19 protein-coding genes and 1 pseudogene are annotated in these 22,306 nt (G+C 59.4%); 17 read left to right on the top strand and 3 right to left on the bottom strand.

Features of this window, described 5'->3' with window-relative positions; translation table 11 throughout:
* Genes AB8W27_RS14185 through pxpA form a run of 4 tightly spaced genes read left to right on the top strand, consistent with a single transcriptional unit; the run spans position 1 to position 3,071 of the window.
* Positions 1-744, top strand: a complete 744-nt coding sequence (locus tag AB8W27_RS14185; protein ID WP_041923337.1) for a type 2 GTP cyclohydrolase I — start codon at positions 1-3, stop codon at positions 742-744.
* 20 nt (positions 745-764) lie between these two features.
* Entirely contained in the window at positions 765-1,421 is a 657-nt protein-coding gene (gene pxpB, locus AB8W27_RS14180; protein ID WP_041923338.1) for a 5-oxoprolinase subunit PxpB, read from the top strand.
* A complete protein-coding gene (gene pxpC / locus AB8W27_RS14175) occupies positions 1,415-2,347 on the top strand; it encodes a 5-oxoprolinase subunit PxpC (protein WP_015740554.1) in 933 nt (310 codons plus the stop codon). The genes pxpB and pxpC overlap by 7 nt, the downstream gene beginning before the upstream one ends.
* Positions 2,337-3,071, top strand: coding sequence for a 5-oxoprolinase subunit PxpA (gene pxpA / locus AB8W27_RS14170; RefSeq protein WP_041923339.1), 735 nt, complete (start codon positions 2,337-2,339; stop codon positions 3,069-3,071). The genes pxpC and pxpA overlap by 11 nt, the downstream gene beginning before the upstream one ends.
* A gap of 1 nt (position 3,072) precedes the next feature.
* On the opposite strand, the gene AB8W27_RS14165 is transcribed toward pxpA, so the two are convergent.
* Positions 3,073-3,621, bottom strand: coding sequence for a winged helix DNA-binding protein (locus AB8W27_RS14165; protein WP_041923340.1), 549 nt, complete (start codon positions 3,619-3,621; stop codon positions 3,073-3,075).
* Between the two features lie 246 nt (positions 3,622-3,867).
* On the opposite strand from AB8W27_RS14165, the gene AB8W27_RS14160 reads away from it, so the two are divergent.
* The 4 genes from AB8W27_RS14160 (at position 3,868) to nei (ending at position 7,486) form a co-directional block, all read left to right on the top strand.
* A complete protein-coding gene (locus AB8W27_RS14160) occupies positions 3,868-4,590 on the top strand; it encodes a DUF969 domain-containing protein (RefSeq protein WP_007768269.1) in 723 nt (240 codons plus the stop codon).
* Entirely contained in the window at positions 4,587-5,573 is a 987-nt protein-coding gene (locus AB8W27_RS14155) for a DUF979 domain-containing protein (RefSeq protein ID WP_041923341.1), read from the top strand. Before AB8W27_RS14160 ends, AB8W27_RS14155 begins: the two co-directional genes overlap by 4 nt.
* Positions 5,574-5,592: 19 nt before the next feature.
* Positions 5,593-6,588, top strand: a complete 996-nt coding sequence (locus tag AB8W27_RS14150; protein ID WP_015740558.1) for a DUF2891 domain-containing protein — start codon at positions 5,593-5,595, stop codon at positions 6,586-6,588.
* A gap of 106 nt (positions 6,589-6,694) precedes the next feature.
* Positions 6,695-7,486 (top strand): endonuclease VIII, encoded by a 792-nt coding sequence (gene nei / locus AB8W27_RS14145; protein WP_015740559.1) that lies wholly within the window; start codon positions 6,695-6,697, stop codon positions 7,484-7,486.
* A gap of 198 nt (positions 7,487-7,684) precedes the next feature.
* Here nei and gltA read toward each other — a convergent pair whose 3' ends face one another.
* The gene (gene gltA / locus AB8W27_RS14140; RefSeq protein ID WP_007768279.1) at positions 7,685-8,971 is read right to left on the bottom strand and encodes a citrate synthase; all 1,287 of its coding nucleotides are present in this window, start codon (positions 8,969-8,971) and stop codon (positions 7,685-7,687) included.
* A gap of 638 nt (positions 8,972-9,609) precedes the next feature.
* Between gltA and sdhC the strand changes: the two are divergent.
* From sdhC to sucD, 8 genes and pseudogenes are all read left to right on the top strand, one after another.
* Positions 9,610-10,013: pseudogene (gene sdhC / locus AB8W27_RS14135) on the top strand (succinate dehydrogenase cytochrome b556 subunit).
* Positions 10,007-10,354, top strand: coding sequence for a succinate dehydrogenase membrane anchor subunit (gene sdhD / locus AB8W27_RS14130; protein ID WP_007706826.1), 348 nt, complete (start codon positions 10,007-10,009; stop codon positions 10,352-10,354). The pseudogene sdhC and the gene sdhD overlap by 7 nt, the downstream one beginning before the upstream one ends.
* Positions 10,355-12,121, top strand: a complete 1,767-nt coding sequence (gene sdhA / locus AB8W27_RS14125; protein ID WP_007768284.1) for a succinate dehydrogenase flavoprotein subunit — start codon at positions 10,355-10,357, stop codon at positions 12,119-12,121.
* A 15-nt stretch (positions 12,122-12,136) separates the two neighbouring features.
* The gene (locus AB8W27_RS14120; protein ID WP_007669742.1) at positions 12,137-12,853 is read left to right on the top strand and encodes a succinate dehydrogenase iron-sulfur subunit; all 717 of its coding nucleotides are present in this window, start codon (positions 12,137-12,139) and stop codon (positions 12,851-12,853) included.
* Positions 12,854-13,217: 364 nt separating this feature from the next.
* Complete coding sequence (gene sucA, locus AB8W27_RS14115) at positions 13,218-16,025, top strand: 2-oxoglutarate dehydrogenase E1 component (RefSeq protein WP_015740560.1); 2,808 nt, start codon at positions 13,218-13,220, stop codon at positions 16,023-16,025.
* A 14-nt stretch (positions 16,026-16,039) separates the two neighbouring features.
* On the top strand, positions 16,040-17,260 hold the full coding sequence (gene odhB, locus AB8W27_RS14110; protein ID WP_015740561.1) for a 2-oxoglutarate dehydrogenase complex dihydrolipoyllysine-residue succinyltransferase: 1,221 nt from the start codon (positions 16,040-16,042) through the stop codon (positions 17,258-17,260).
* A gap of 110 nt (positions 17,261-17,370) precedes the next feature.
* Complete coding sequence (sucC, locus tag AB8W27_RS14105) at positions 17,371-18,537, top strand: ADP-forming succinate--CoA ligase subunit beta (protein ID WP_007768293.1); 1,167 nt, start codon at positions 17,371-17,373, stop codon at positions 18,535-18,537.
* Positions 18,537-19,406, top strand: a complete 870-nt coding sequence (gene sucD, locus AB8W27_RS14100) for a succinate--CoA ligase subunit alpha (RefSeq protein WP_007706855.1) — start codon at positions 18,537-18,539, stop codon at positions 19,404-19,406. Before sucC ends, sucD begins: the two co-directional genes overlap by 1 nt.
* An 81-nt stretch (positions 19,407-19,487) precedes the next feature.
* On the opposite strand, the gene AB8W27_RS14095 is transcribed toward sucD, so the two are convergent.
* Positions 19,488-20,204 (bottom strand): GntR family transcriptional regulator, encoded by a 717-nt coding sequence (locus tag AB8W27_RS14095; protein WP_041923342.1) that lies wholly within the window; start codon positions 20,202-20,204, stop codon positions 19,488-19,490.
* Positions 20,205-20,386: 182 nt separating this feature from the next.
* Here AB8W27_RS14095 and mngA point away from each other — a divergent pair, with 182 nt between their 5' ends.
* The gene (gene mngA / locus AB8W27_RS14090; protein ID WP_041924136.1) at positions 20,387-22,300 is read left to right on the top strand and encodes a PTS 2-O-a-mannosyl-D-glycerate transporter subunit IIABC; all 1,914 of its coding nucleotides are present in this window, start codon (positions 20,387-20,389) and stop codon (positions 22,298-22,300) included.
* The last annotated feature ends 6 nt before the right edge of the window (positions 22,301-22,306 follow it).

Here is a 22,306-nt window from a genome sequence, read left to right as displayed (position 1 = left end):
ATGAAAAACAGCGAACTGGAACAACTGATTAACGACAAACTCAACAGCGCCACGTTCAGCGACTACGCCCCGAACGGCTTACAGGTTGAGGGCCGCGACGAGGTGCGCAGAATCGTCACCGGCGTCACCGCAAGCCAGGCGCTGCTGGATGAAGCGGTGCGCCTGGAAGCGGACGCGGTGATTGTGCATCACGGTTATTTCTGGAAAGGGGAATCGCCGGTCGTACGCGGCATGAAGCGCAACCGCCTGAAAACGCTGCTGACTAACGACATAAACCTCTACGGCTGGCATCTGCCGCTCGATGCGCACCCGCAGCTTGGCAATAACGTCCAGCTGGCGCAGTTGCTCGGCATTGAAGTGAAGGGCGAGATCGAGCCGCTGGTGCCGTGGGGCGAGCTGGCGATGGCGGTGTCAGGCCCGGAGTTCGCCTCCTGGCTTGAAGCGCGTCTCGGCCGTCGTCCGCTGTGGTGCGGCGATACCGGGCCGGATCTGATTAAGCGCGTCGCCTGGTGTACCGGCGGCGGACAGAGCTTTATCGACAGCGCGGCGCGTTTCGGCGTCGACGCTTTTATCACTGGCGAAGTCTCCGAACAGACCATCCACTCGGCGCGCGAGCAGTCGCTGCATTTCTACGCGGCAGGCCACCACGCCACCGAGCGCGGCGGCATTCGCGCGCTCAGCGAATGGCTGAACGAAACCACCGATCTGGACGTGACCTTTATCGACATCCCGAATCCGGCTTAATCAATACAAGAGAGGAAAACGTGCAGCGAGCCCGTTGTTATCTGTTAGGCGAAAGCGCCGTGGTACTGGAGCTGGAGCCGCCCGTAACACTTGCCAGCCAGCAGCGCATCTGGGGGCTGGTGCAGCGCCTCGCAGAGGTCCCCGCCGTGGTGGAAGTCATTCCCGGCATGAATAACATTACCGTGATGCTGCGCGAGCCGGAAACGATGGCGCTGGACGCTATCGAGCGGCTGCAACGCTGGTGGGAGGAGAGCGAAGCCATCATCCCCGACGCGCGGCGCATCGAGATTCCGGTGGTGTACGGCAAAGACGCCGGGCCGGATTTGGCGGTTGTGGCGAACCACGCCGGGCTCAGTGAAAAGCAGGTGGTCGAGATGCACGCGCAGGTCGATTACGTGGTCTATTTTATCGGCTTTCAACCGGGCTTCCCGTATCTCGGCGGGCTGGCGCCGGCGCTTGCCACGCCGCGTCGCGCCGAGCCGCGTCTTCAGGTGCCCGCAGGCTCGGTCGGCATCGGCGGCAGCCAGACCGGCATCTATCCGCTGCCCACGCCTGGCGGCTGGCAGATTATTGGCCATACGCCGCTTGCGCTGTTTAACCCGCACAATAACCCGCCGGGCCTGCTCGCGCCGGGCGATACCGTGCGCTTCGTGCCGCAAAAGGAGGGCGTATGCTGAAGATTATTCGCGCGGGCATCCACGCCACTCTTCAGGACAGCGGTCGTTTCGGGCTGCGCCAGTATGGCGTGAGCCAGTGCGGCGCGCTGGATGGCCCGTCGCTGCAAATCGCCAATCTGCTGGTAGGCAACGATCCGCACGCGGCGGCGCTGGAGATAACGCTCGGTCAGTGCGTGGTGGAGTTCACCGAAGATACCTGGTTTGCGCTTACCGGCGCGGGCTGCGACGCGACGCTTGACGAACGCGCCGTCTGGACCGGCTGGCGGCTGCTCGCCCGCGCGGGCCAGCGCCTGAGCCTGAAGCTGCCGCGCCGCGGCATGCGCAGCTATCTGGCCCTGGCGGGCGGTTTCGACGTGCCGGAAGTCATGGGCTCGCGCAGTACCGATGTGAAAGCGGGCGTCGGCGGTTTTGAAGGGCGGCTCCTGTGCGACGGTGATGAACTGCCCGTCAATCCGCCGACGCGTCATTTCCGCGAGGCGCGCGGCGTGAAGCAACTGCTGTGGGGCAACCGCATTCGCGCGCTGCCGGGGCCGGAGTATCACGAATTCAGCCACGAGGCGAAAGAAGCCTTCTGGCGCACGCCGTGGCAGTTAAGCCCGCAGAGTAACCGCATGGGTTACCGGCTGCACGGTCATGTGCTGGAGCGCACCACCGAACGCGACCTGGTGTCTCACGGCCTGCTGCCGGGCGTGGTGCAGGTGCCGCACGGCGGGCAGCCCATCGTGCTGATGAACGACGCCCAGACTACTGGCGGCTATCCGCGCATCGCGTGCGTGATCGACGCCGATCGCTATAACCTGGCGCAACTGCGCCTGGGCGAGCCGATTCACTTCGTGCAGTGCTCCATCGAAGAGGCGCTACAGGCGCGCAGCGACCGGGCGCGTTACCTTGAACAACTGGCATGGCGGCTTAACGATGAAGATTGATCTTAACGCCGATCTCGGCGAAGGCTGCGGCAACGATGCGCTGCTGATGCCGTTGATTAGCTCCGCCAACATCGCCTGCGGCTTCCACGCGGGCGATGCGCAGACGATGCGCGAGAGCGTGCGGCTGGCGCTGGCGCACGGCGTGGCGATTGGCGCGCATCCGGGGTTTGCGGATCGTGAAAACTTCGGCCGCACGGCGATGCAGCTGCCGCCGGAGACGATTTACGCCGAGACGCTCTATCAGGTCGGCGCGCTCGCCGCCATCGCTCGCGCCGAGGGCGGCAGGCTGGCGCACGTGAAACCGCACGGGATGCTCTATAACCAGGCGGCGAAAGACGCAGCGCTTGCCGACGCCATCGCGCAGGCGGTGAAGGATGTTGATGCGACGCTGATTCTGGTGGGGCTGGCGGGCAGTGAGCTGATTCGCGCAGGCGCGCGTTATCAGCTCGCCACGCGCGAAGAAGTCTTCGCCGATCGCGGTTATCTGGCCGACGGCGCGCTGGTGCCGCGCAGCGAGCCGGGCGCGTTGATTGAGGATGACGACGAGGCGGTGTCGCGCACGCTGATGATGGTGCAGGAAGGGCGGGTGCGCAGCCGTGACGGCGCATGGGCGGCGGTGAATGCCCAGACGGTCTGCCTGCATGGCGACGGCGCGCACGCGCTGGCGTTCGCGCGCCGGTTACGCGAGGCGTTCGACGCGCGCCAGATTCAGGTCAGCGCGTGATTCACAGCGATGCCGCCGCCCGCGCGGCGGTGTCGTAAAGCGAGGCGATGGTGCGCAGCAGTTGCGCCGTTTCGCCAATCGCCGCGCCCGGTATCCCGCTCTCGACCTGAATCGCGATAAGACACGTTTCGCGCACGTCGCGGTATTTCATACACAGCGCTTTGCCTTCATCCGTCGTCGAGAAATAGAGCTCTTTACCCACCTTTTCACTGGTCACATAGCCCGCTTTCACCAGCTTTTTCAGCGCGTAGGTCACCACGTGCGTGTCTTCCACGTTGAGCACAAAGCAGATATCCGCGAGCTTTTTCTTGCGGTTGCGGTGGTTAACGTGATGCAACAGCGAGACGTCAAACGCGCCCATATCCGGCTCGCCCGCCGCCGTCATGCAGCGCACCATCCATTTGTTAAACGCGTTGCTGGTCATGATCAGCGCGTATTCCAGCTCCGATAACTCCGCGCAGCGCGCCGACACCAGGTGGCGGGACGAGACAATGCGCCCGTCAGTAATATCGTCGTTATCACTTGATACAACCGGTTTTTTACGGCTCATGGCGTCCCTTTCTCTCCTGTGGGTATTGGCAAAAACTATAAAACGACACCGACAAAATAAAAACATTTTATTGATAAATTGTTTACATACTATAACCGTTCAGATATAGATTTTTGGTCAGGTTCTGCACGTTCTCAGCACCTCTCGCACAACAACGTTCGCCGCAATGCCCACGCTTCGCCACCCCGGCGAAGGAGCAGAATAGCCTTCGGCGTGCAACGCTCACTTTGGAAAGGGTAACAATGTATGGACGGTTCCTCTCTGTTGCCGCTCATCGGTATTCCGGTGGTGGTTATCGGTTTCGCGCTGCGCTTTAACCCGCTGCTGGTGGTCGTCGTCGCCGGGCTGACGACCGGGCTCACGGTCGGCATGGATTTCGGCATGCTGCTGGAAACCTTCGGCGAAAAGTTTGTTAACAGCCGCTCGCTCGCGACCTTCATTCTGATCCTGCCGGTCATCGGCCTGCTGGAGTATTACGGCCTGAAAGAGCGCGCCCAGGCGTGGGTGGCGAAAATCGCCAGCGCCACCTCGGCGCGTATTCTGATGCTCTATTTCGTGGTGCGCGAAGGCACCGCGGCGCTGGGGCTGATGTCGCTTGGCGGCCACGCCCAGACCGTGCGCCCGCTGCTGGCGCCGATGGCTGAAGGCGCGGCGCTCAATGAATATGGCGAGTTGCCTCAGCATATCCGCGACAAAATCAAAGCCCACGCCGCCGCCTGCGACAATATCGCGGTGTTTTTTGGCGAAGATATTTTTATCGCCTTCGGCGCGGTGCTGCTGATTGACGCGTTCCTGAAAGAGAACGGCATTCCCGGCATTGAGCCGCTGCATATCGGCCTGTGGGCCATTCCGACCGCGATTGCGGCGCTGATTATCCATATGGCGCGTCTGCTGCGCCTTGACGCCAGCATTCGCCGCGAGGTTCTGGCCTGGCGCGCAGAGCAGGGCAACCAGGAGGCCGCGCAATGAGCACATTGCTGACTATCAACCGTGTCTACTACCTGATTGGCTTTATCGTCATGTTGCTGGTGGTGATGACGCTTCGCGATCGCGGTAATCCTAAGCGCTTTACCACCGCGCTGTTCTGGTTCCTGTTCGGCGGGATTTTTCTCTTCGGCGATCTGCTGGTGCAGGAGCTGGGCCGCTCGCTGGCCTACCGTATTATCGGCGGCGCGGTGATTGTCATCGCGCTGCTGGCGGGCTTCGGGCTGGTCGGGAAGGGGCACTATAAAATGTCCACCGAGGAGGAGCGCGAGGCGTCCTCTCAGCGTCTGCGCAACTGGTTGTTTCTGCCTGCGCTGCTGATCCCGGTGGTGACGGTGACAGGCACGCTGTTTATGAAAGGCGTCTCGGTGGGCGGCGTGTTCCTGCTGGATCAAAAACAGCTGACGCTCGCGGCGCTGTGCGTGGCGTGTATTGCGGCGCTGTTGGTCGGCTGGTGGCTGACGCGCGGCACGCCGCTGCATGCTATCCGTCAGTCGCGCCGCCTGGTGGATACCATCGGCTGGGCGGTGATTTTGCCGCAGATGCTGGCGATGCTCGGCGGGGTGTTTGTGGCCGCCGATACCGGCACCGCCGTGCAGCGCGTGGTGAGTCTGTTTGTCGACCCGGAAAACCGTTTCATGCTGGTGGTTATTTACTGTATCGGCATGGCGCTCTTTACGATGATTATGGGCAACGCGTTTGCGGCGTTTCCGGTGCTGAGCGCGGGCATCGCGCTGCCGCTGCTGATTAATCATCACCATGGCGACCCGGCGCCGCTTTTAGCTATCGGCATGTATGCGGGTTACTGCGGCACGCTGATGACGCCGATGGCGGCGAATTTCAATATCGTTCCCGCCGCGCTGCTGGAGCTGAAAGACAAATATCAGGTGATAAAAATTCAGATCCCGACGGCGCTGACGCTGCTGGTGGTGAACGTTTTCCTGATGTATTTCATCGTATTTCGCTAAGGCCCTTTAAGGAGCTGTTATGACGCTGACACAACCCCAGGCCGACGCCTTTGCCCGGATGCCCCTGACCTATCTGCGCCAGGAGTACCCGAACCACATTATGCATCTGCTGAATGATGACGCCGACGCGCTGCCGCCCCGCGAGTTGCACCCGATCTTCTACGGTTGCTTTGACTGGCATTCGGCGGTACACGGCTACTGGCTGCTGCTGCGCTGTTTGCGTCTCTACCCGACGCTGTCGTGCCGCGAAGAGATTATCGCCCTGTTTGATGAACACATCACGCCTGCGAATGTAGCGCGTGAAGTGGACTACTTTACCGCGCCGTTTCGCGCCTCGTTCGAGCGCCCATATGGCTACGGCTGGCTGCTGGCGCTCGCTCAGGAGCTGAAAGCGTCCGACCTGCCGCAGGCCGCGCGCTGGCACGAGACGCTGGCGCCGCTGACCCAGGATATCCGCGCGCGTCTTATCGATTACCTCAGCAAGCTGACGTACCCGATTCGCGTCGGCACCCATTACAACACGGCGTTTGCGCTCGCGCTCGGCCTGGATTACGCCCGCGCGCTGGGTGACGGCGCGCTTGAGCGCGCCATCACTGACGCAACGACGCGCTTTTATCAGGCCGACACCGACTACCCGGCGCACTACGAGCCGGGCGGCGATGAATATCTCTCCGGCGCGATGACCGAAGCGCTGCTGATGAGTAAAACGGCGGAGAATTTCCCGGCATGGTTTGACGCGTATCTGCCGGATATCGGCAACGTGGCGGCGCTGATGCACCCGGCGGTGGTAAGCGATCGCGCCGACCCGAAAATCGCCCATCTCGACGGGCTTAACTTAAGCCGCGCCTGGTGTATGAAGCATATCGCCGCGGCGCTCCCCAAAAATCACCGCGCGCAGACAGCGCTGCACGAGGCGGCGCAACGCCATCTGGCGGCAAGCGTCGAGCATGTAGTCGGCAGCCACTATAGCGGCGGGCACTGGCTGGCAAGCTTCGCGCTGCTGGCGCTGGAGTAACCTGTTAACCGCCGCTTTTTTGCGGCGGTTGTCTTTTTCTCCCGGCGCGCGCTGCTACAGTTTATCCTTACGTTTTAACGCGTACGTCATCTGAAAAGGATAAACGATGCCGGAAGGACCGGAGATCCGCCGCGCGGCGGACAAGCTTGAAGCGGCGGTGGCGGATAAACCGCTGACCCATGTCTGGTTTGCCTTTCCTGAATTAAAAGCGTTTGAGGCGCCGCTGACCGGCGCGCGGGTGGAGCGATTCGAAACCCGCGGCAAAGCGCTGCTGACGCATTTTTCGTGTGGGCTGACGCTCTACAGCCATAACCAGCTGTATGGCGTCTGGCGCGTGGTAAAAGCGGGCGAAACGCCGCAAACGACGCGAAGCCTGCGCGTGCGGCTTGAAACCGAAGACGCCGCGGTGCTGCTTTACAGCGCCTCGGAAATTGAGATGCTGGACGCCGACGGCGTGGCGGCGCACGCGTTTTTGCAGCGCGTCGGGCCGGATGTGCTGGATATGTCGCTGACGGTGGAGCAGGTGAAGGAGCGGCTGTTAAGCCCGCGTTTTCACCGCCGTCAGTTCAGCGGGCTGCTGCTGGATCAGGCGTTTCTCGCGGGGCTTGGTAATTATCTGCGTGTCGAGATCCTCTGGCAGGCGCAGCTTGCGCCGCGTCATAAAGCAATAGAGTTGAATAACATGCAGCTTGATGCGCTGGCCCGCGCGTGTCTTGAGATCCCGCGGCTTTCCTACCAGACGCGCGGCACGGTGGATGAGAATAAGCACCACGGCGCGCTGTTTCGCTTCGAGGTGTTTCACCGCGCCGGGAAAAAATGCCGCCGCTGCGGGGGGATTATCGAGAAAACGACGCTGTCGTCGCGGCCGTTTTACTGGTGTCCGGGGTGCCAGGCGTAGTTTTAGGGTGAATGGCGGGTGCGCGTTGCTTACCTTTGTGAAAACCCGGTGGGTGCGCTTCGCTTACCCACCCTACGGAAAAGACAAAAACGGGTGGTCGGTGTAGGGCGGGTAAGCGCAGCGCACCCGCCGCGGCGCAAAACGCCCATAAAAAAACGCGCCCGGAGGCGCGTTTTTCAGATTAACCGCAGCGTGGAATTAGCGCTTCGTCAGGTCAGACTGGAAATCACGCTGCTCGTAGCCGGTATACAGCTGACGCGGACGCGCGATCTTCATACCTTCGCTGTGCATCTCGTTCCAGTGTGCAATCCAGCCCACGGTACGCGCCATCGCGAAGATAACGGTAAACATGGACGACGGAATGCCCATCGCTTTCAGGATGATGCCGGAGTAGAAATCCACGTTCGGGTAGAGTTTCTTCTCGATGAAGTACGGGTCGTTCAGCGCGATGTTTTCCAGCTCCATCGCCACTTCCAGCAGATCGTCTTTGGTGCCCAGCTCTTTCAGCACTTCGTGGCAGGTTTCACGCATCACGGTGGCGCGCGGGTCATAGTTTTTATAAACACGATGACCGAAGCCCATCAGGCGGAAAGAGTCGTTTTTATCTTTCGCGCGACGCACGAATTCCGGAATGTGCTCAACGGAGCTGATCTCTTCCAGCATCTTGAGCGCCGCTTCGTTGGCGCCGCCGTGCGCCGGTCCCCACAGGGAGGCGATGCCCGCGGCGATACACGCGAACGGGTTCGCGCCGGAGGAGCCGGCGGTACGCACGGTAGACGTCGAGGCGTTCTGCTCATGATCCGCGTGCAGGATCAGAATGCGATCCATCGCGCGCTCAAGCACCGGGTTCACCTCGTAAGGCTCGCACGGCGTCGAGAACATCATATTCAGGAAGTTACCGGAGTAGGAGAGGTCGTTACGCGGATACACAAACGGCTGGCCGATCGAATATTTGTAACACATCGCCGCCACAGTCGGCATTTTGGAGAGCAGGCGGAAGGCCGCAATCTCACGGTGGCGCGGGTTATTGACGTCCAGCGAATCGTGGTAGAACGCCGCTAGCGCGCCGGTCACGCCGCACAGCACCGCCATCGGGTGTGAGTCGCGACGAAAACCGTGGAACAGACGCGTGATCTGCTCATGGATCATGGTGTGGCGGGTGACGGTGGTTCTGAATTCGTCATACTGCTCCTGGGTCGGCTTTTCGCCGTAGAGCAGGATGTAACATACTTCGAGATAGTTGGACTCAGTGGCTAACTGATCAATAGGGAAACCGCGGTGCAGCAGGATACCTTCGTCACCATCAATAAAGGTGATTTTGGACTCGCAGGATGCGGTAGAAGTAAAGCCGGGGTCAAACGTGAAAACACCTTTAGAACCAAGACTACGGATATCGATTACATCCTGACCGAGCGTGCCTTTTAGCACATCCAGTTCAATAGCACCATCACCGTTGTAGGTTAGGTTTGCTTTTATATCAGCCATTTACGGTCTCCTTAGCGCCTGTTGCTTGCGACGGTTAACCGCCGATTTACCTCCAGCCAGCAGGGGACAGTTGCCAGTTTGTTGTGTGGCGCGCAGCTCTGTTTCAGAGGGGAAACCAGGGTACAGAGCGATGGGCGGCTTGCAGGCAACCATTCAAACCTGGGTGAAACAACAGTAAATCAGGGTGTTAGCCGTCAGTATTTGTCAAACCTGTTTATCACTAATACCTGGCTAAATTACTGCGGTCAATACTGGCACACTGTTACATAACTTATTCTCAGGTGAAAGCATGACCCCATAACTTTTGCGAATTATATGCGTTTTCGGGTGATGTTTGTAACTAATTTGTTTAACATTTGTCAAATCAGATGATTAAAAATTAAAATAATGTTGTTATCGTGATCCTGGTCACTGTTCCGACCAAAAGCGGCCAAAGAATTTGTAGGTTAATTGTAATGATATTGTGAACATCCTATACTGCCGCCAGGTCTCCGGAACACCTTGCAACCGCGAGCCACCCAGCGTAGTAACGCGTTATGCAGCCTTTGGAAGCGGTGATTTTGCATGACGCGGAGTTATAGAAAGATGACGCTGCTTGACCCGCCTGCAGACCGGAGGAAGGACACAATAAGAACAGCATGTGGGCGCATTCATGATAAAAAAGGTGAATAAACAACGACCTGTCAACCTGGATCTGACAACGATCCGGTTTCCTGTCACCGCGATTGCTTCTATCCTCCACCGTGTTTCCGGCGTGATTACCTTTGTCGCCGTCGGCATTCTGCTGTGGTTGTTAGGGCTGTCCCTCTCGTCTCAAGAAGGCTTTCTGACTGCGTCCGACATCATGGACAGCTTCTTCGTTAAATTCATCATGTGGGGCATTCTGACGGCGCTGGCCTACCACGTTGTTGGCGGCATTCGCCACATGTTGATGGATTTTGGCTATCTTGAAGAAACCTTCGCAGCAGGCCAACGCTCCGCTAAGTTCGCTTTTATTATTACTGTCGTGCTTTCAATTCTCGCAGGAGTCCTCGTATGGTAAGCAACGCCTCCGCATTAGGACGCAACGGCGTACATGACTTCATCCTGGTTCGCGCCACCTCTATCGTAATGACGCTGTATATCATCTATATGATTGGCTTCTTCGCGATGAATGGCGACCTGACATATGAAGTCTGGACTGGTTTCTTCTCATCCACCTTCACCAAAGTATTCACCCTGCTGACCCTGGTTTCGATTCTCGTCCATACCTGGATTGGGATGTGGCAGGTGCTGACCGACTATGTAAAACATCTGGCGCTGCGCCTCTTTTTGCAGCTGGCGATTGTCGTCGCTCTGGTGGTTTACGTGATTTATGGCTTTGTTGTGGTGTGGGGTGTGTAAATGAATTTGCCAGTCAGAGAATTTGATGCCGTCGTTATTGGCGCAGGCGGCGCAGGTATGCGCGCGGCCCTGCAGATTTCCCAGAGCGGCCAGACCTGCGCGCTGCTCTCCAAGGTGTTCCCGACCCGTTCTCACACCGTCTCCGCCCAGGGCGGTATCACCGTTGCGCTTGGCAATTCCCATGAAGATAACTGGGAATGGCACATGTATGACACGGTAAAAGGTTCCGACTATATCGGCGACCAGGACGCGATTGAATATATGTGTAAAACCGGCCCGGAAGCGATTCTGGAGCTTGAGCACATGGGGCTGCCGTTCTCCCGTCTTGATGACGGCCGTATTTATCAGCGCCCGTTCGGCGGCCAGTCGAAAAACTTCGGCGGCGAGCAGGCGGCGCGCACCGCGGCAGCGGCGGACCGCACCGGTCACGCGCTGCTGCATACGCTGTATCAGCAGAACCTGAAAAACCACACCACTATTTTTTCTGAGTGGTATGCGCTGGATCTGGTGAAAAACCAGGATGGCGCGGTCGTGGGTTGCACCGCGCTGTGCATCGAAACCGGCGAAGTGGTCTACTTCAAAGCCCGCGCGACCGTGCTGGCGACCGGCGGCGCAGGCCGTATTTATCAGTCAACCACCAACGCCCACATTAATACCGGCGACGGTGTCGGCATGGCGCTGCGCGCTGGCGTGCCGGTACAGGACATGGAAATGTGGCAGTTCCACCCGACCGGCATCGCCGGCGCGGGCGTACTGGTCACCGAAGGGTGCCGCGGCGAAGGCGGTTACCTGCTGAACAAACACGGCGAGCGCTTTATGGAGCGTTACGCGCCGAATGCTAAAGATTTGGCGGGCCGCGACGTCGTTGCGCGCTCTATCATGATCGAAATCCGCGAAGGCCGCGGCTGCGACGGTCCGTGGGGCCCGCATGCCAAGCTGAAGCTCGACCATCTGGGTAAAGACGTCCTGGAATCCCGTCTGCCGGGCATTCTGGAGCTCTCCCGCACCTTTGCTCACGTCGACCCGGTAAAAGAGCCGATCCCGGTTATCCCGACCTGCCACTACATGATGGGCGGTATTCCGACCAAAGTGACCGGCCAGGCGCTGACCGTGAACGCGCAGGGCGAAGATGTCGTCATTCCAGGTCTGTTTGCGGTGGGCGAAATCGCCTGCGTATCCGTACACGGCGCCAACCGTCTGGGCGGCAACTCGCTGCTTGACCTGGTGGTATTTGGCCGCGCGGCGGGTCTGCATTTGCAGGAATCCATCGCCGAGCAGGGTCAGCTCCGCGACGCCAGCGACTCCGACGTGGAGCTCTCGCTGGAGCGCCTCAACCGCTGGAACAACAACCGCGACGGCGAAGATCCGGTCGAAATCCGCAAAGCGCTGCAGGAATGTATGCAGCATAACTTCTCGGTATTCCGCGAAGGCGACGCGATGGCCAAAGGTCTTGAGCAGCTGAAAGCGATCCGCGAGCGCCTGAAAAACGCCCGTCTGGACGACACGTCCAGCGAGTTCAACACCCAGCGCGTTGAGTGTCTGGAGCTGGATAACCTGATGGAAACCGCTTACGCCACCGCCGTATCGGCGAACTTCCGTACCGAGAGCCGTGGCGCGCACAGCCGCTTCGACTACCCGGACCGCGACGACGAAAACTGGCTGTGCCACAGCCTTTATTTGCCGCAAACCGAGAGCATGACGCGTCGCGAAGTGAATATGCAGCCTAAGCTGCGCCCGGCTTTCCCGCCGAAAGTGCGTACTTATTAAGAGCGGAGCAATGTGATGAAACTCGAGTTTTCCATTTATCGCTATAACCCGGATGTCGACGACGCGCCGCGCATGCAGGATTACACCCTGGAGCAGGAAGAAGGGCGCGACATGATGCTGCTCGACGCCCTGATGCTGCTGAAAGAGAAGGACCCGAGCCTCTCTTTCCGCCGCTCCTGCCGCGAAGGCGTGTGTGGCTCCGACGGTCTGAACATGAACGGTAAGAACGGCCTGGCGTGTATTACGCCGGTTTCTAACTTAGGCGCCGGTAAGCAGAAAATCGTTATCCGTCCGTTGCCTGGTCTGCCGGTTATCCGCGACCTCGTAGTGGACATGGGGCAGTTCTACGCCCAATATGAGAAGATTAAACCTTACTTGTTGAATAATGGGCACAATCCGCCGGCACGCGAACATTTGCAGATGCCGGAGCAGCGCGAGAAGCTCGACGGGCTGTATGAGTGCATTCTGTGCGCCTGCTGCTCCACGTCGTGCCCGTCGTTCTGGTGGAACCCGGACAAGTTCATCGGCCCGGCAGGCCTGCTGGCGGCGTACCGTTTCCTTATCGACAGCCGCGATACCGAAACCAACGAGCGCCTGGATGGCCTGAGCGATGCGTTCAGCGTGTTCCGCTGCCATAGCATCATGAACTGCGTGAGCGTTTGTCCGAAAGGGTTAAACCCGACGCGCGCCATCGGCCATATTAAGTCGATGTTGTTGCAGCGCAGCGCGTAAGTAAGCGTTGTAGTAGTGGCGGGCTTACCCGCCCTACAAAGACATGTCCCTCTCCCTGAGGGGAGAGGGAAAAGCAGGAAACCTTTAAAAACCGCTACAGAGTAGTACCAGTAATCGAGGCGTTCAGTGCGAGACAAGGCGGCAACTGAGCGCATCCCCAGGAGCATAGTGTCCTATGTGACTGGGGTAAGCGAAGGCAGCCAACGATGTCGCAGCCTGAACGAAGAAGATTAATGGCAGTTTTTAAAGGTTCCTTCGCGGGCCCCACTAAGAAGAGCTCGCAAGTGAACCCTGGTACGTGCGCGTAGCTGCGTACGTTGTAGTTATCCACGGCGAAATAAGCAGACATGCTTAAGGGATCACGATGCAGAACGGCGCAATGAAAGCCTGGCTGGACTCTTCTTACCTCTCTGGCTCTAACCAGACCTGGATAGAACAGCTCTATGAAGACTTCTTAACCGATCCTGATTCAGTGGACGCCCACTGGCGCTCTATGTTCCAGCAACTGCCTGGCACCGGCGCGAAACCGGATCAATTCCATTCAACAACGCGTGATTATTTCCGTCGTCTGGCGAAGGATGCCTCACGTTACTCTTCCTCGATTTCCGACCCTGACACGAATGCGAAGCAGGTTAAAGTCCTGCAGCTTATTAACGCCTATCGCTTCCGTGGCCACCAGCATGCGAATCTCGATCCGCTGGGCCTGTGGCAACAGGAGCACGTCGCGGATCTGGATCCTGCGTTCCACGATCTGACCGAAGCCGACTTCCAGGAAACCTTTAACGTAGGCTCTTTTGCGCTTGGCAAAGAGACCATGAAGCTCGGCGATCTCATCGAGGCGCTTAAGCAGACTTACTGCGGCTCCATCGGTGCGGAATACATGCATATCACCTCGACGGAAGAGAAACGCTGGATCCAGCAGCGTATCGAATCGGTCGCGGGCCACGCGGGCTTTAGCGTGGACGAGAAAAAACGCTTCTTAAGCGAGCTGACCGCCGCTGAAGGCCTGGAGCGTTATCTGGGCGCGAAATTCCCGGGCGCGAAACGCTTCTCGCTGGAAGGCGGCGATGCGTTAATCCCGATGCTCAAAGAGATGATCCGCCATGCCGGTAAGAGCGGCACGCGTGAAGTGGTGCTGGGTATGGCGCACCGCGGTCGTCTGAACGTTCTCATCAACGTGCTGGGTAAAAAACCGCAGGATCTGTTTGACGAATTCGCCGGCAAACATAAAGAACACCTCGGCACCGGCGACGTGAAATATCACATGGGCTTCTCTTCGGATATCGAAACCGAAGGCGGCCTGGTCCACCTGGCGCTGGCGTTTAACCCGTCGCACCTGGAGATTGTCAGCCCGGTGGTGATGGGCTCGGTGCGCGCGCGCCTCGACCGTCTGGACGAGCCGAGCAGCAACAAAGTGCTGCCGATCACCATTCATGGCGACGCGGCTGTCGCAGGGCAGGGCGTGGTTCAGGAAACCCTGAACATGTCCAAAGCGCGCGGTTACGAAGTGGGCGGTACGGTCCGTATCGTTATCAACAACCAGGTAGGCTTCACCACCTCCAACCCGCTTGATGCCCGTTCTACCCCGTACTGCACCGACATCGGCAAAATGGTGATGGCGCCGATTTTCCACGTCAATGCGGACGACCCGGAAGCGGTCGCGTTCGTGACCCGCCTGGCGCTTGATTTCCGTAATACGTTTAAACGCGACGTGTTCATCGACCTGGTGTGCTACCGCCGTCACGGCCATAACGAAGCCGACGAGCCGAGCGCGACCCAGCCGCTGATGTACCAGAAAATCAAAAAACATCCGACCCCGCGCAAACTCTACGCTGACAAGCTGGAGCAGGAAGGCGTGGCGAAGCTTGAAGACGCGACCGAAATGGTCAATCTCTACCGCGACGCGCTGGATGCCGGCGAGTGCGTGGTGAAAGAGTGGCGTCCGATGAATATGCACTCCTTTACCTGGTCGCCGTACCTCAACCACGAATGGGACGAAAGCTACCCCAATAAAGTGGAGATGAAGCGTCTGCAGGAGCTGGCGAAGCGCATCAGCAATGTGCCGGACGGCATCGAGATGCAGTCGCGCGTGGCGAAAATCTACGGCGACCGTCAGTTGATGGCGAACGGCGAGAAACCGTTCGACTGGGGCGGCGCGGAAACGCTGGCCTACGCAACGCTTGTCGATGAAGGCATTCCGGTGCGCCTGTCCGGCGAAGACTCCGGCCGTGGCACCTTCTTCCACCGTCACGCCGTAGTGCATAACCAGGCTAACGGTTCTACCTGGGTGCCGCTGCAACACATTCATAACGGTCAGGGCCCGTTCAAAGTCTGGGACTCCGTGCTTTCTGAAGAAGCGGTGCTGGCGTTCGAATATGGCTATGCGACCGCCGAGCCGCGCACGCTGACCATCTGGGAAGCGCAGTTCGGCGACTTCGCCAACGGCGCGCAGGTGGTTATCGACCAGTTCATCAGCTCCGGCGAGCAGAAATGGGGCCGTATGTGCGGTCTGGTGATGCTGCTGCCGCACGGCTACGAAGGCCAGGGCCCGGAGCACTCCTCCGCGCGTCTGGAGCGTTATCTGCAACTCTGCGCTGAGCAGAACATGCAGGTCTGCGTGCCGTCAACGCCTGCGCAGGTTTACCATATGCTGCGTCGTCAGGCGCTGCGCGGTATGCGCCGTCCGCTGGTGGTCATGTCGCCGAAATCGCTGCTGCGTCATCCGCTGGCGGTGTCTACGCTTGATGAACTGGCTAACGGCGCCTTCCAGCCTGCTATCGGCGAAGTCGATGAACTCGATCCGCAGGGCGTGAAACGCGTCGTGCTCTGTGCTGGCAAGGTGTATTACGACCTGCTGGAACAGCGTCGCAAGAATGATCAGAAGGATGTGGCGATTGTCCGTATCGAACAGCTCTACCCGTTCCCGCACCACGCGGTGCAGGAAGCGCTGAAGCCGTTCGCGCACGTGCATGATTTCGTCTGGTGCCAGGAAGAGCCGCTCAACCAGGGCGCCTGGTATTGCAGCCAGCACCACCTTCGTGAAGTGATTCCGTTTGGTTCTGCATTACGTTATGCAGGCCGCCCGGCCTCCGCCTCGCCGGCGGTAGGGTATATGTCCGTTCACCAGAAACAGCAACAAGATCTGGTTAATGACGCGCTGAACGTCAATTAATTAAAGGATAAATAATGAGTAGCGTAGATATTCTTGTTCCCGACCTGCCTGAATCCGTTGCTGACGCAACCGTCGCCACCTGGCGCAAAAAGCCGGGCGACGCGGTGAAACGTGATGAAGTGCTGGTAGAAATCGAAACTGACAAAGTGGTACTGGAAGTACCGGCGTCGGCTGACGGCGTGCTGGATGCGGTACTGGAAGACGAAGGCAGCACCGTAACGTCTCGCCAGATCCTGGGCCGTCTGCGCGAAGGCAACAGCGCGGGCAAAGAGAGCAGCGCCAAACCGGAAGCGAAAGAATCGACCCCGGCGCAGCGCCAGCAGGCGTCTCTGGAAGAACAAAATAACGACGCGCTGAGCCCGGCAATCCGCCGTCTGCTCGCCGAACACAACCTGGATGCGGCCGCCATCAAAGGCACCGGCGTCGGCGGTCGTCTGACCCGTGAAGATGTCGAAAAACATCTGGCGAAAGCGAACGGCAGCGAATCTGCCAAAGCCCCGGAACAAGCCGCCGCGCCGCAGCCGCAACTCGGCGCTCGCAGCGAAAAACGCGTGCCGATGACCCGCCTGCGCAAACGCGTGGCCGAGCGTCTGCTGGAAGCGAAAAACTCCACCGCGATGCTGACCACGTTCAACGAAGTGAACATGAAGCCGATCATGGATCTGCGTAAGCAGTACGGCGACGCCTTCGAAAAACGTCACGGCATCCGTCTGGGCTTTATGTCCTTCTACGTGAAAGCGGTCGTTGAAGCGCTCAAACGCTTCCCGGAAGTGAACGCGTCCATCGATGGCGATGACGTGGTTTATCACAACTATTTCGACGTCAGCATGGCGGTCTCCACGCCGCGCGGCCTGGTGACCCCGGTTCTGCGCGATGTCGACGTGCTTGGCATGGCGGATATCGAGAAGAAAATTAAAGAGCTGGCCGTGAAAGGCCGTGACGGCAAACTGACCGTTGAAGACCTGACCGGCGGTAACTTCACCATTACCAACGGCGGCGTTTTCGGCTCGCTGATGTCCACGCCTATCATCAACCCGCCGCAGAGCGCGATCCTTGGCATGCACGCCATTAAAGATCGCCCGATGGCGGTGGACGGCAAGGTTGAGATCCTGCCGATGATGTACCTGGCGCTCTCTTACGATCACCGTCTGATCGATGGCCGTGAATCGGTAGGTTTCCTGGTGACCATTAAAGAGTTGCTGGAAGATCCGACTCGTCTGCTGCTGGACGTGTAGTTTCACAAGGGCGGCCCGTCCGCCCTCAGGTAGTGTTTATGGTCGCGCCGCGAGGCGCGGCAATTTCGAACTCCGAGCGTGAATGCGCTTTTTCTTGATGGACTGAAGAGATGAACTTACACGAATATCAGGCGAAACAGCTGTTTGCCAGATCAGGCCTGCCGACGCCGGTAGGTTATGCCTGCTCGACTCCGCGTGAAGCAGAAGAAGCCGCCTCTAAAATCGGCTCCGGCCCGTGGGTGGTGAAATGCCAGGTGCACGCAGGCGGCCGCGGTAAAGCGGGCGGTGTAAAAGTCGTTAAGAGCAAAGAAGAGATTCGCGCCTTTGCCGAGCACTGGCTGGGCAAACGCCTGGTGACCTATCAAACGGACGCGAACGGCCAGCCGGTTAACCAGATTCTGGTAGAAGCCGCGACCGATATCGCCAAAGAACTCTACCTCGGCGCGGTCGTTGACCGCGGCTCCCGTCGCGTGGTGTTTATGGCCTCCACCGAAGGCGGCGTGGAAATCGAAAAAGTGGCGGAAGAAACCCCGCACCTGATCCACAAAGTCGCCATCGATCCGCTAACCGGCCCAATGCCGTATCAGGGACGCGAGCTGGCCTTTAAACTGGGCCTCGAAGGGAAACTGGTTCAGCAGTTCACCAAAGTCTTTATGGGGCTGGCCACTATTTTCCTGGAGCGCGACCTGGCGCTTATCGAAATCAACCCGCTGGTGATCACCTCTCAGGGCGACCTGATCTGCCTCGACGGTAAACTGGGCGCTGACGGCAACGCGCTGTTCCGCCAGCCGGATCTGCGTGAAATGCGCGACCAGTCTCAGGAAGACCCGCGCGAAGCGCAAGCGGCGCAGTGGGAACTGAACTACGTGGCGCTGGACGGCAACATCGGTTGCATGGTGAACGGCGCGGGCCTCGCGATGGGCACGATGGATATCGTGAAGCTGCACGGCGGCGAACCGGCGAACTTCCTGGACGTGGGCGGCGGCGCGACCAAAGAGCGCGTGACCGAAGCGTTCAAAATCATTCTGTCTGACGACAAAGTGAAAGCCGTACTGGTTAACATCTTCGGCGGCATCGTGCGCTGCGACCTGATTGCCGACGGCATCATCGGCGCGGTGGCGGAAGTCGGCGTGAACGTCCCGGTTGTCGTGCGTCTGGAAGGCAACAACGCCGAGCTGGGCGCGAAGAAACTGGCCGACAGCGGCCTGAATATTATTGCAGCGAAAAGTCTGACGGATGCAGCTCAGCAGGTTGTTGCTGCTGTGGAGGGGAAATAATGTCCATTCTGATCGATAAAAACACCAAAGTTATCTGCCAGGGCTTTACCGGCAGCCAGGGGACATTCCACTCCGAACAGGCAATCGCCTACGGCACCCAGATGGTTGGCGGCGTAACGCCAGGCAAAGGCGGCACCACGCACCTGGGCCTGCCGGTGTTTAACACCGTGCGCGAAGCGGTAGACGCGACTGGCGCGACCGCCTCGGTTATCTACGTTCCGGCGCCGTTCTGCAAAGACTCCATTCTGGAAGCGATCGATGCCGGCATTAAGCTCATCATCACCATTACCGAAGGCATCCCGACGCTGGATATGCTGACGGTGAAAGTGAAGCTGGATGAAGCGGGCGTGCGCATGATTGGTCCGAACTGCCCGGGCGTTATCACCCCAGGCGAGTGTAAAATCGGCATCATGCCGGGCCATATCCACCAGCCTGGTCGCGTGGGCATCGTTTCCCGCTCCGGCACCCTGACCTACGAAGCGGTTAAACAGACCACCGATTACGGTTTCGGTCAGTCGACCTGCGTGGGTATCGGCGGCGACCCGATCCCGGGTTCTAACTTCATCGATATCCTGAAACTGTTCCAGGAAGATCCGCAGACCGAAGCGATCGTCATGATCGGCGAGATCGGCGGCAGCGCGGAAGAAGAAGCGGCGGCGTATATTAAAGATCACGTCACCAAACCCGTCGTGGGCTACATCGCAGGCGTGACCGCGCCGAAAGGCAAGCGTATGGGCCACGCGGGCGCGATCATCGCAGGCGGCAAAGGCACGGCGGATGAGAAATTCGCGGCGCTGGAAGCGGCAGGCGTGAAAACCGTACGCAGCCTGGCTGACATCGGCGACGCGCTGAAAACCATTCTGAAGTAAACGTCTCGCCTCGTGGGTGTGAGGTAAAACCACCCGATAATAAGATTCGACATGGTTGGCTACCCGCGAGGGTAGCCTTTTTTATTGCCTGCGGCGCGCCACCAGCGTGAACTGATAGTCGTCGCTTTTAAAGACGTTGCGGCTGTATTCAAACACCTGGCCGTCGCGCAGATAACCTAATGAGCGCTTCTCAAGCGTCGGTTGCGCCGGGTCGAGACCGAGCGCCTGCACCACTTCAGCATCGGGCATGACCGGCAGGATCTCCTGTTCGCTGCGATCGATGACGCGTTTTTTCACCTGCTCGATATAGTGATATTTCGACTGTTCCATCACCTCCCAGGTGAGATCGGCAAAAAGCCGCACCGGCATCCAGGTTTCCTCCAGAATCACCGGCTTTTGCTTAATAAAGCGCACCCGTTTGACATGCCACACTTTATCGGCCGTGGAGAGCTGCAGCCGCGCGGCCAGCGCTTCGTCGGGCCTGATAACCTCAAACAGCAGCACTTCGCTTCGGGTTTCCACCTGTCTGTCCGCGAGCTTTTCCTGAAAGCCGGTGAGCTGATAGATGTCGTAGCGCACGCGTTCTTCTCTTACATAGGTGCCGCTGCCCTGAACGCTCTCCACGATCTGCTCGCCGGTGAGTTGTTTTAACGCCTGGCGCACCGTCACGCGGCTGACGCCGAACTGCGCCTGTAAAGCGGATTCCGTCGGCAGCGCGTCGCCGGGTTTCAGCACGCCTTCGCTAATTTGCTGGCGCAGGGTATCGGCTATCTGGCGGTATTTGGGTTTGGCGGCCACAACGTCTCCTGGGTTCACGGTCCTGGTGTTTTCTGATTATGCCCGTAATGTATTATCTGTAAATAAAACAAATTTAGTACAAATTATTGAGGATATGAAAATGATCTCATAAAAGTGTGGTTATCGCTGGCAGGATCCTGAGTCTCGCTGGCGGAGGCTGGCGTCATTTCATGGAGGTAATGATGAATCTCAGGACATTAACCGATCCGGCGCTGATCCAAATCCATGCGCCGTTTACCAGCCGCGATGAGGCGATCGCCGTACTCGCCGGGCGGCTGGAGGCGCAGGGCCAGCTTTATGACAAAAGCGCCTTTATTGACGAAGTACTGCGTCGCGACGCGCTGGGGCCGACGGCGCTCGGCGAAGGCCTGGCGGTGCCGCACGGCAAATGCGCGGCGGTCAGGGAGGCGGCGTTTGCCGTGGCGACGCTGCGTGAGCCTATTGCCTGGCAGGGTGTGGAGGGCGATGAGCCGGTACGGCTGATTTTCCTGTTGGCGATCCCGGCGGCGCAATCGGGCACGACGCATATTCAGCTGCTGACGGAGCTGACCACGCTGCTGGTGGACGACGCGGTGCGCGAAGCGGCGATAAACGCGGCATCGCCAGAAGCGCTACTGGCCATTCTCGAACAACGCCCGATGCCGCACCCGGCTGCGCCTGCGTCTGGCGATCAGCCCGTTGTGGTCTGTGTGACCGCGTGTCCGGCGGGGATCGCGCACACTTATATGGCGGCGGAGTATCTGGAGCGCGCAGGGCTACGGCTTGGCATCACCGTCTGTGTAGAAAAGCAGGGCGCGAACGGAATCGAAGGGCGGCTGACTGCGGCGCAAATCGCCGCGGCGCAGGGTGTGATTTTCGCGGCCGATGTCGCGGTGAAAGAGGCGGAGCGTTTCGCCGGGCTGCCGGTGCTCAGCGTGCCCGTCGCGACCCCCATTAAACAGGCGGAAAGCCTGCTGCGTCAGGCGCTGGCGCAACAATCCTCCGGCAACCCGCAAACCCTTGCGGCGGGCATCGGTACGCGGTGGAAAACCGCGATTAAGCAGGCGCTGCTGAACGGTATTTCGTTTGCGGTGCCGCTGATTGTCGCGGGCGGCACGTTGCTCGCGGTCGCGGTACTGCTGGCGCAACTACTGGATCTCCAGCCGCTGTTTGAACAGGAGAATTCCTGGCTGTGGCTGTGGCGCAAACTTGGCGGCGGGCTGCTCGGCACGCTGATGTTGCCGGTGCTGGCGGCGTACACCGCCTTTTCCCTTGCCGATAAACCCGCGCTGGCGCCGGGGTTCGCCGCGGGGCTTGCCGCCAATATGATTGGCGCCGGGTTTATCGGCGCAGTCGCAGGCGGTCTGCTCGCCGGTGGACTGATGCGCCTGATGAAAACGTATCTGCGGCTTAACAGCCGGTTTAACGGCTTTCTCACGTTTTACCTCTACCCGGTGCTGGGCACGCTTGCGACGGGCAGCCTGATGCTGTTTGTCATCGGCGAGCCGGTCGCCTGGGTTAACAACGCGCTGACCGCCTGGCTGAATGGCCTTTCCGGCTCTAACGCGCTGCTGCTCGGCGCCGTCATCGGCTTTATGTGTTCATTCGATTTGGGCGGCCCGGTGAACAAAGCCGCGTATGCGTTTTGTCTGGGCGCGATGGCGAACGGCGTGCTCGCGCCTTATGCGGTTTTCGCCTCGGTGAAGATGGTGTCCGCCTTTACCGTAACGGCATCCACGCTGCTGGCGCCTGGCCTCTTTAAAACCTTTGAGAAAGATCTCGGCAAATCCACCTGGCTGCTGGGCCTGGCGGGCATTACCGAAGGCGCTATCCCGATGGCGATTGAAGATCCGCTGCGGGTTATCGGCGCGTTTGTCACCGGTTCAGTGGTGACGGGCGCTATCGTCGGTAGCCTGCATATCGGGCTTGCCACGCCGGGCGCGGGAATTTTCTCGCTGTTTCTGCTTAGCGATGGCGGGCTGGGGCGCTTTATCGCCGCGGGCGGCTGGTTCGGCGCGGCGCTTATCGGTAGCGCCATCTCAACGCTCGTTTTGATCTTCTGGCGTCGCCACGCCATTAAGGCAGGCCGCTATGTTCCCGATGTCACCTTGCCGTAAGTATTC

This window comes from Cronobacter turicensis, assembly GCF_041222865.1.
Classification (GTDB): Bacteria; Pseudomonadota; Gammaproteobacteria; order Enterobacterales; family Enterobacteriaceae; genus Cronobacter; species Cronobacter turicensis.
Note: the sequence above shows the minus strand (reverse complement) of the source record. Positions and strands in the feature narration are given on the sequence as shown.

Bases quoted from the DNA above. Each gene is read 5' to 3' on its own strand.
- AB8W27_RS14185 (WP_041923337.1), top strand. From the start codon at position 1: ATGAAAAACAGCGAACTGGAACAACTGATTAACGACAAACTCAACAGC.
- pxpC (WP_015740554.1), top strand. From the start codon at position 1,415: ATGCTGAAGATTATTCGCGCGGGCATCCACGCCACTCTTCAGGACAGC.
- pxpA (WP_041923339.1), top strand. From the start codon at position 2,337: ATGAAGATTGATCTTAACGCCGATCTCGGCGAAGGCTGCGGCAACGAT.
- AB8W27_RS14165 (WP_041923340.1), bottom strand. From the start codon at position 3,621: ATGAGCCGTAAAAAACCGGTTGTATCAAGTGATAACGACGATATTACT.
- AB8W27_RS14160 (WP_007768269.1), top strand. From the start codon at position 3,868: ATGGACGGTTCCTCTCTGTTGCCGCTCATCGGTATTCCGGTGGTGGTT.
- AB8W27_RS14155 (WP_041923341.1), top strand. From the start codon at position 4,587: ATGAGCACATTGCTGACTATCAACCGTGTCTACTACCTGATTGGCTTT.
- AB8W27_RS14150 (WP_015740558.1), top strand. From the start codon at position 5,593: ATGACGCTGACACAACCCCAGGCCGACGCCTTTGCCCGGATGCCCCTG.
- nei (WP_015740559.1), top strand. From the start codon at position 6,695: ATGCCGGAAGGACCGGAGATCCGCCGCGCGGCGGACAAGCTTGAAGCG.
- gltA (WP_007768279.1), bottom strand. From the start codon at position 8,971: ATGGCTGATATAAAAGCAAACCTAACCTACAACGGTGATGGTGCTATT.
- sdhD (WP_007706826.1), top strand. From the start codon at position 10,007: ATGGTAAGCAACGCCTCCGCATTAGGACGCAACGGCGTACATGACTTC.
- sdhA (WP_007768284.1), top strand. From the start codon at position 10,355: ATGAATTTGCCAGTCAGAGAATTTGATGCCGTCGTTATTGGCGCAGGC.
- AB8W27_RS14120 (WP_007669742.1), top strand. From the start codon at position 12,137: ATGAAACTCGAGTTTTCCATTTATCGCTATAACCCGGATGTCGACGAC.
- sucA (WP_015740560.1), top strand. From the start codon at position 13,218: ATGCAGAACGGCGCAATGAAAGCCTGGCTGGACTCTTCTTACCTCTCT.
- odhB (WP_015740561.1), top strand. From the start codon at position 16,040: ATGAGTAGCGTAGATATTCTTGTTCCCGACCTGCCTGAATCCGTTGCT.
- sucC (WP_007768293.1), top strand. From the start codon at position 17,371: ATGAACTTACACGAATATCAGGCGAAACAGCTGTTTGCCAGATCAGGC.
- sucD (WP_007706855.1), top strand. From the start codon at position 18,537: ATGTCCATTCTGATCGATAAAAACACCAAAGTTATCTGCCAGGGCTTT.
- mngA (WP_041924136.1), top strand. From the start codon at position 20,387: ATGAATCTCAGGACATTAACCGATCCGGCGCTGATCCAAATCCATGCG.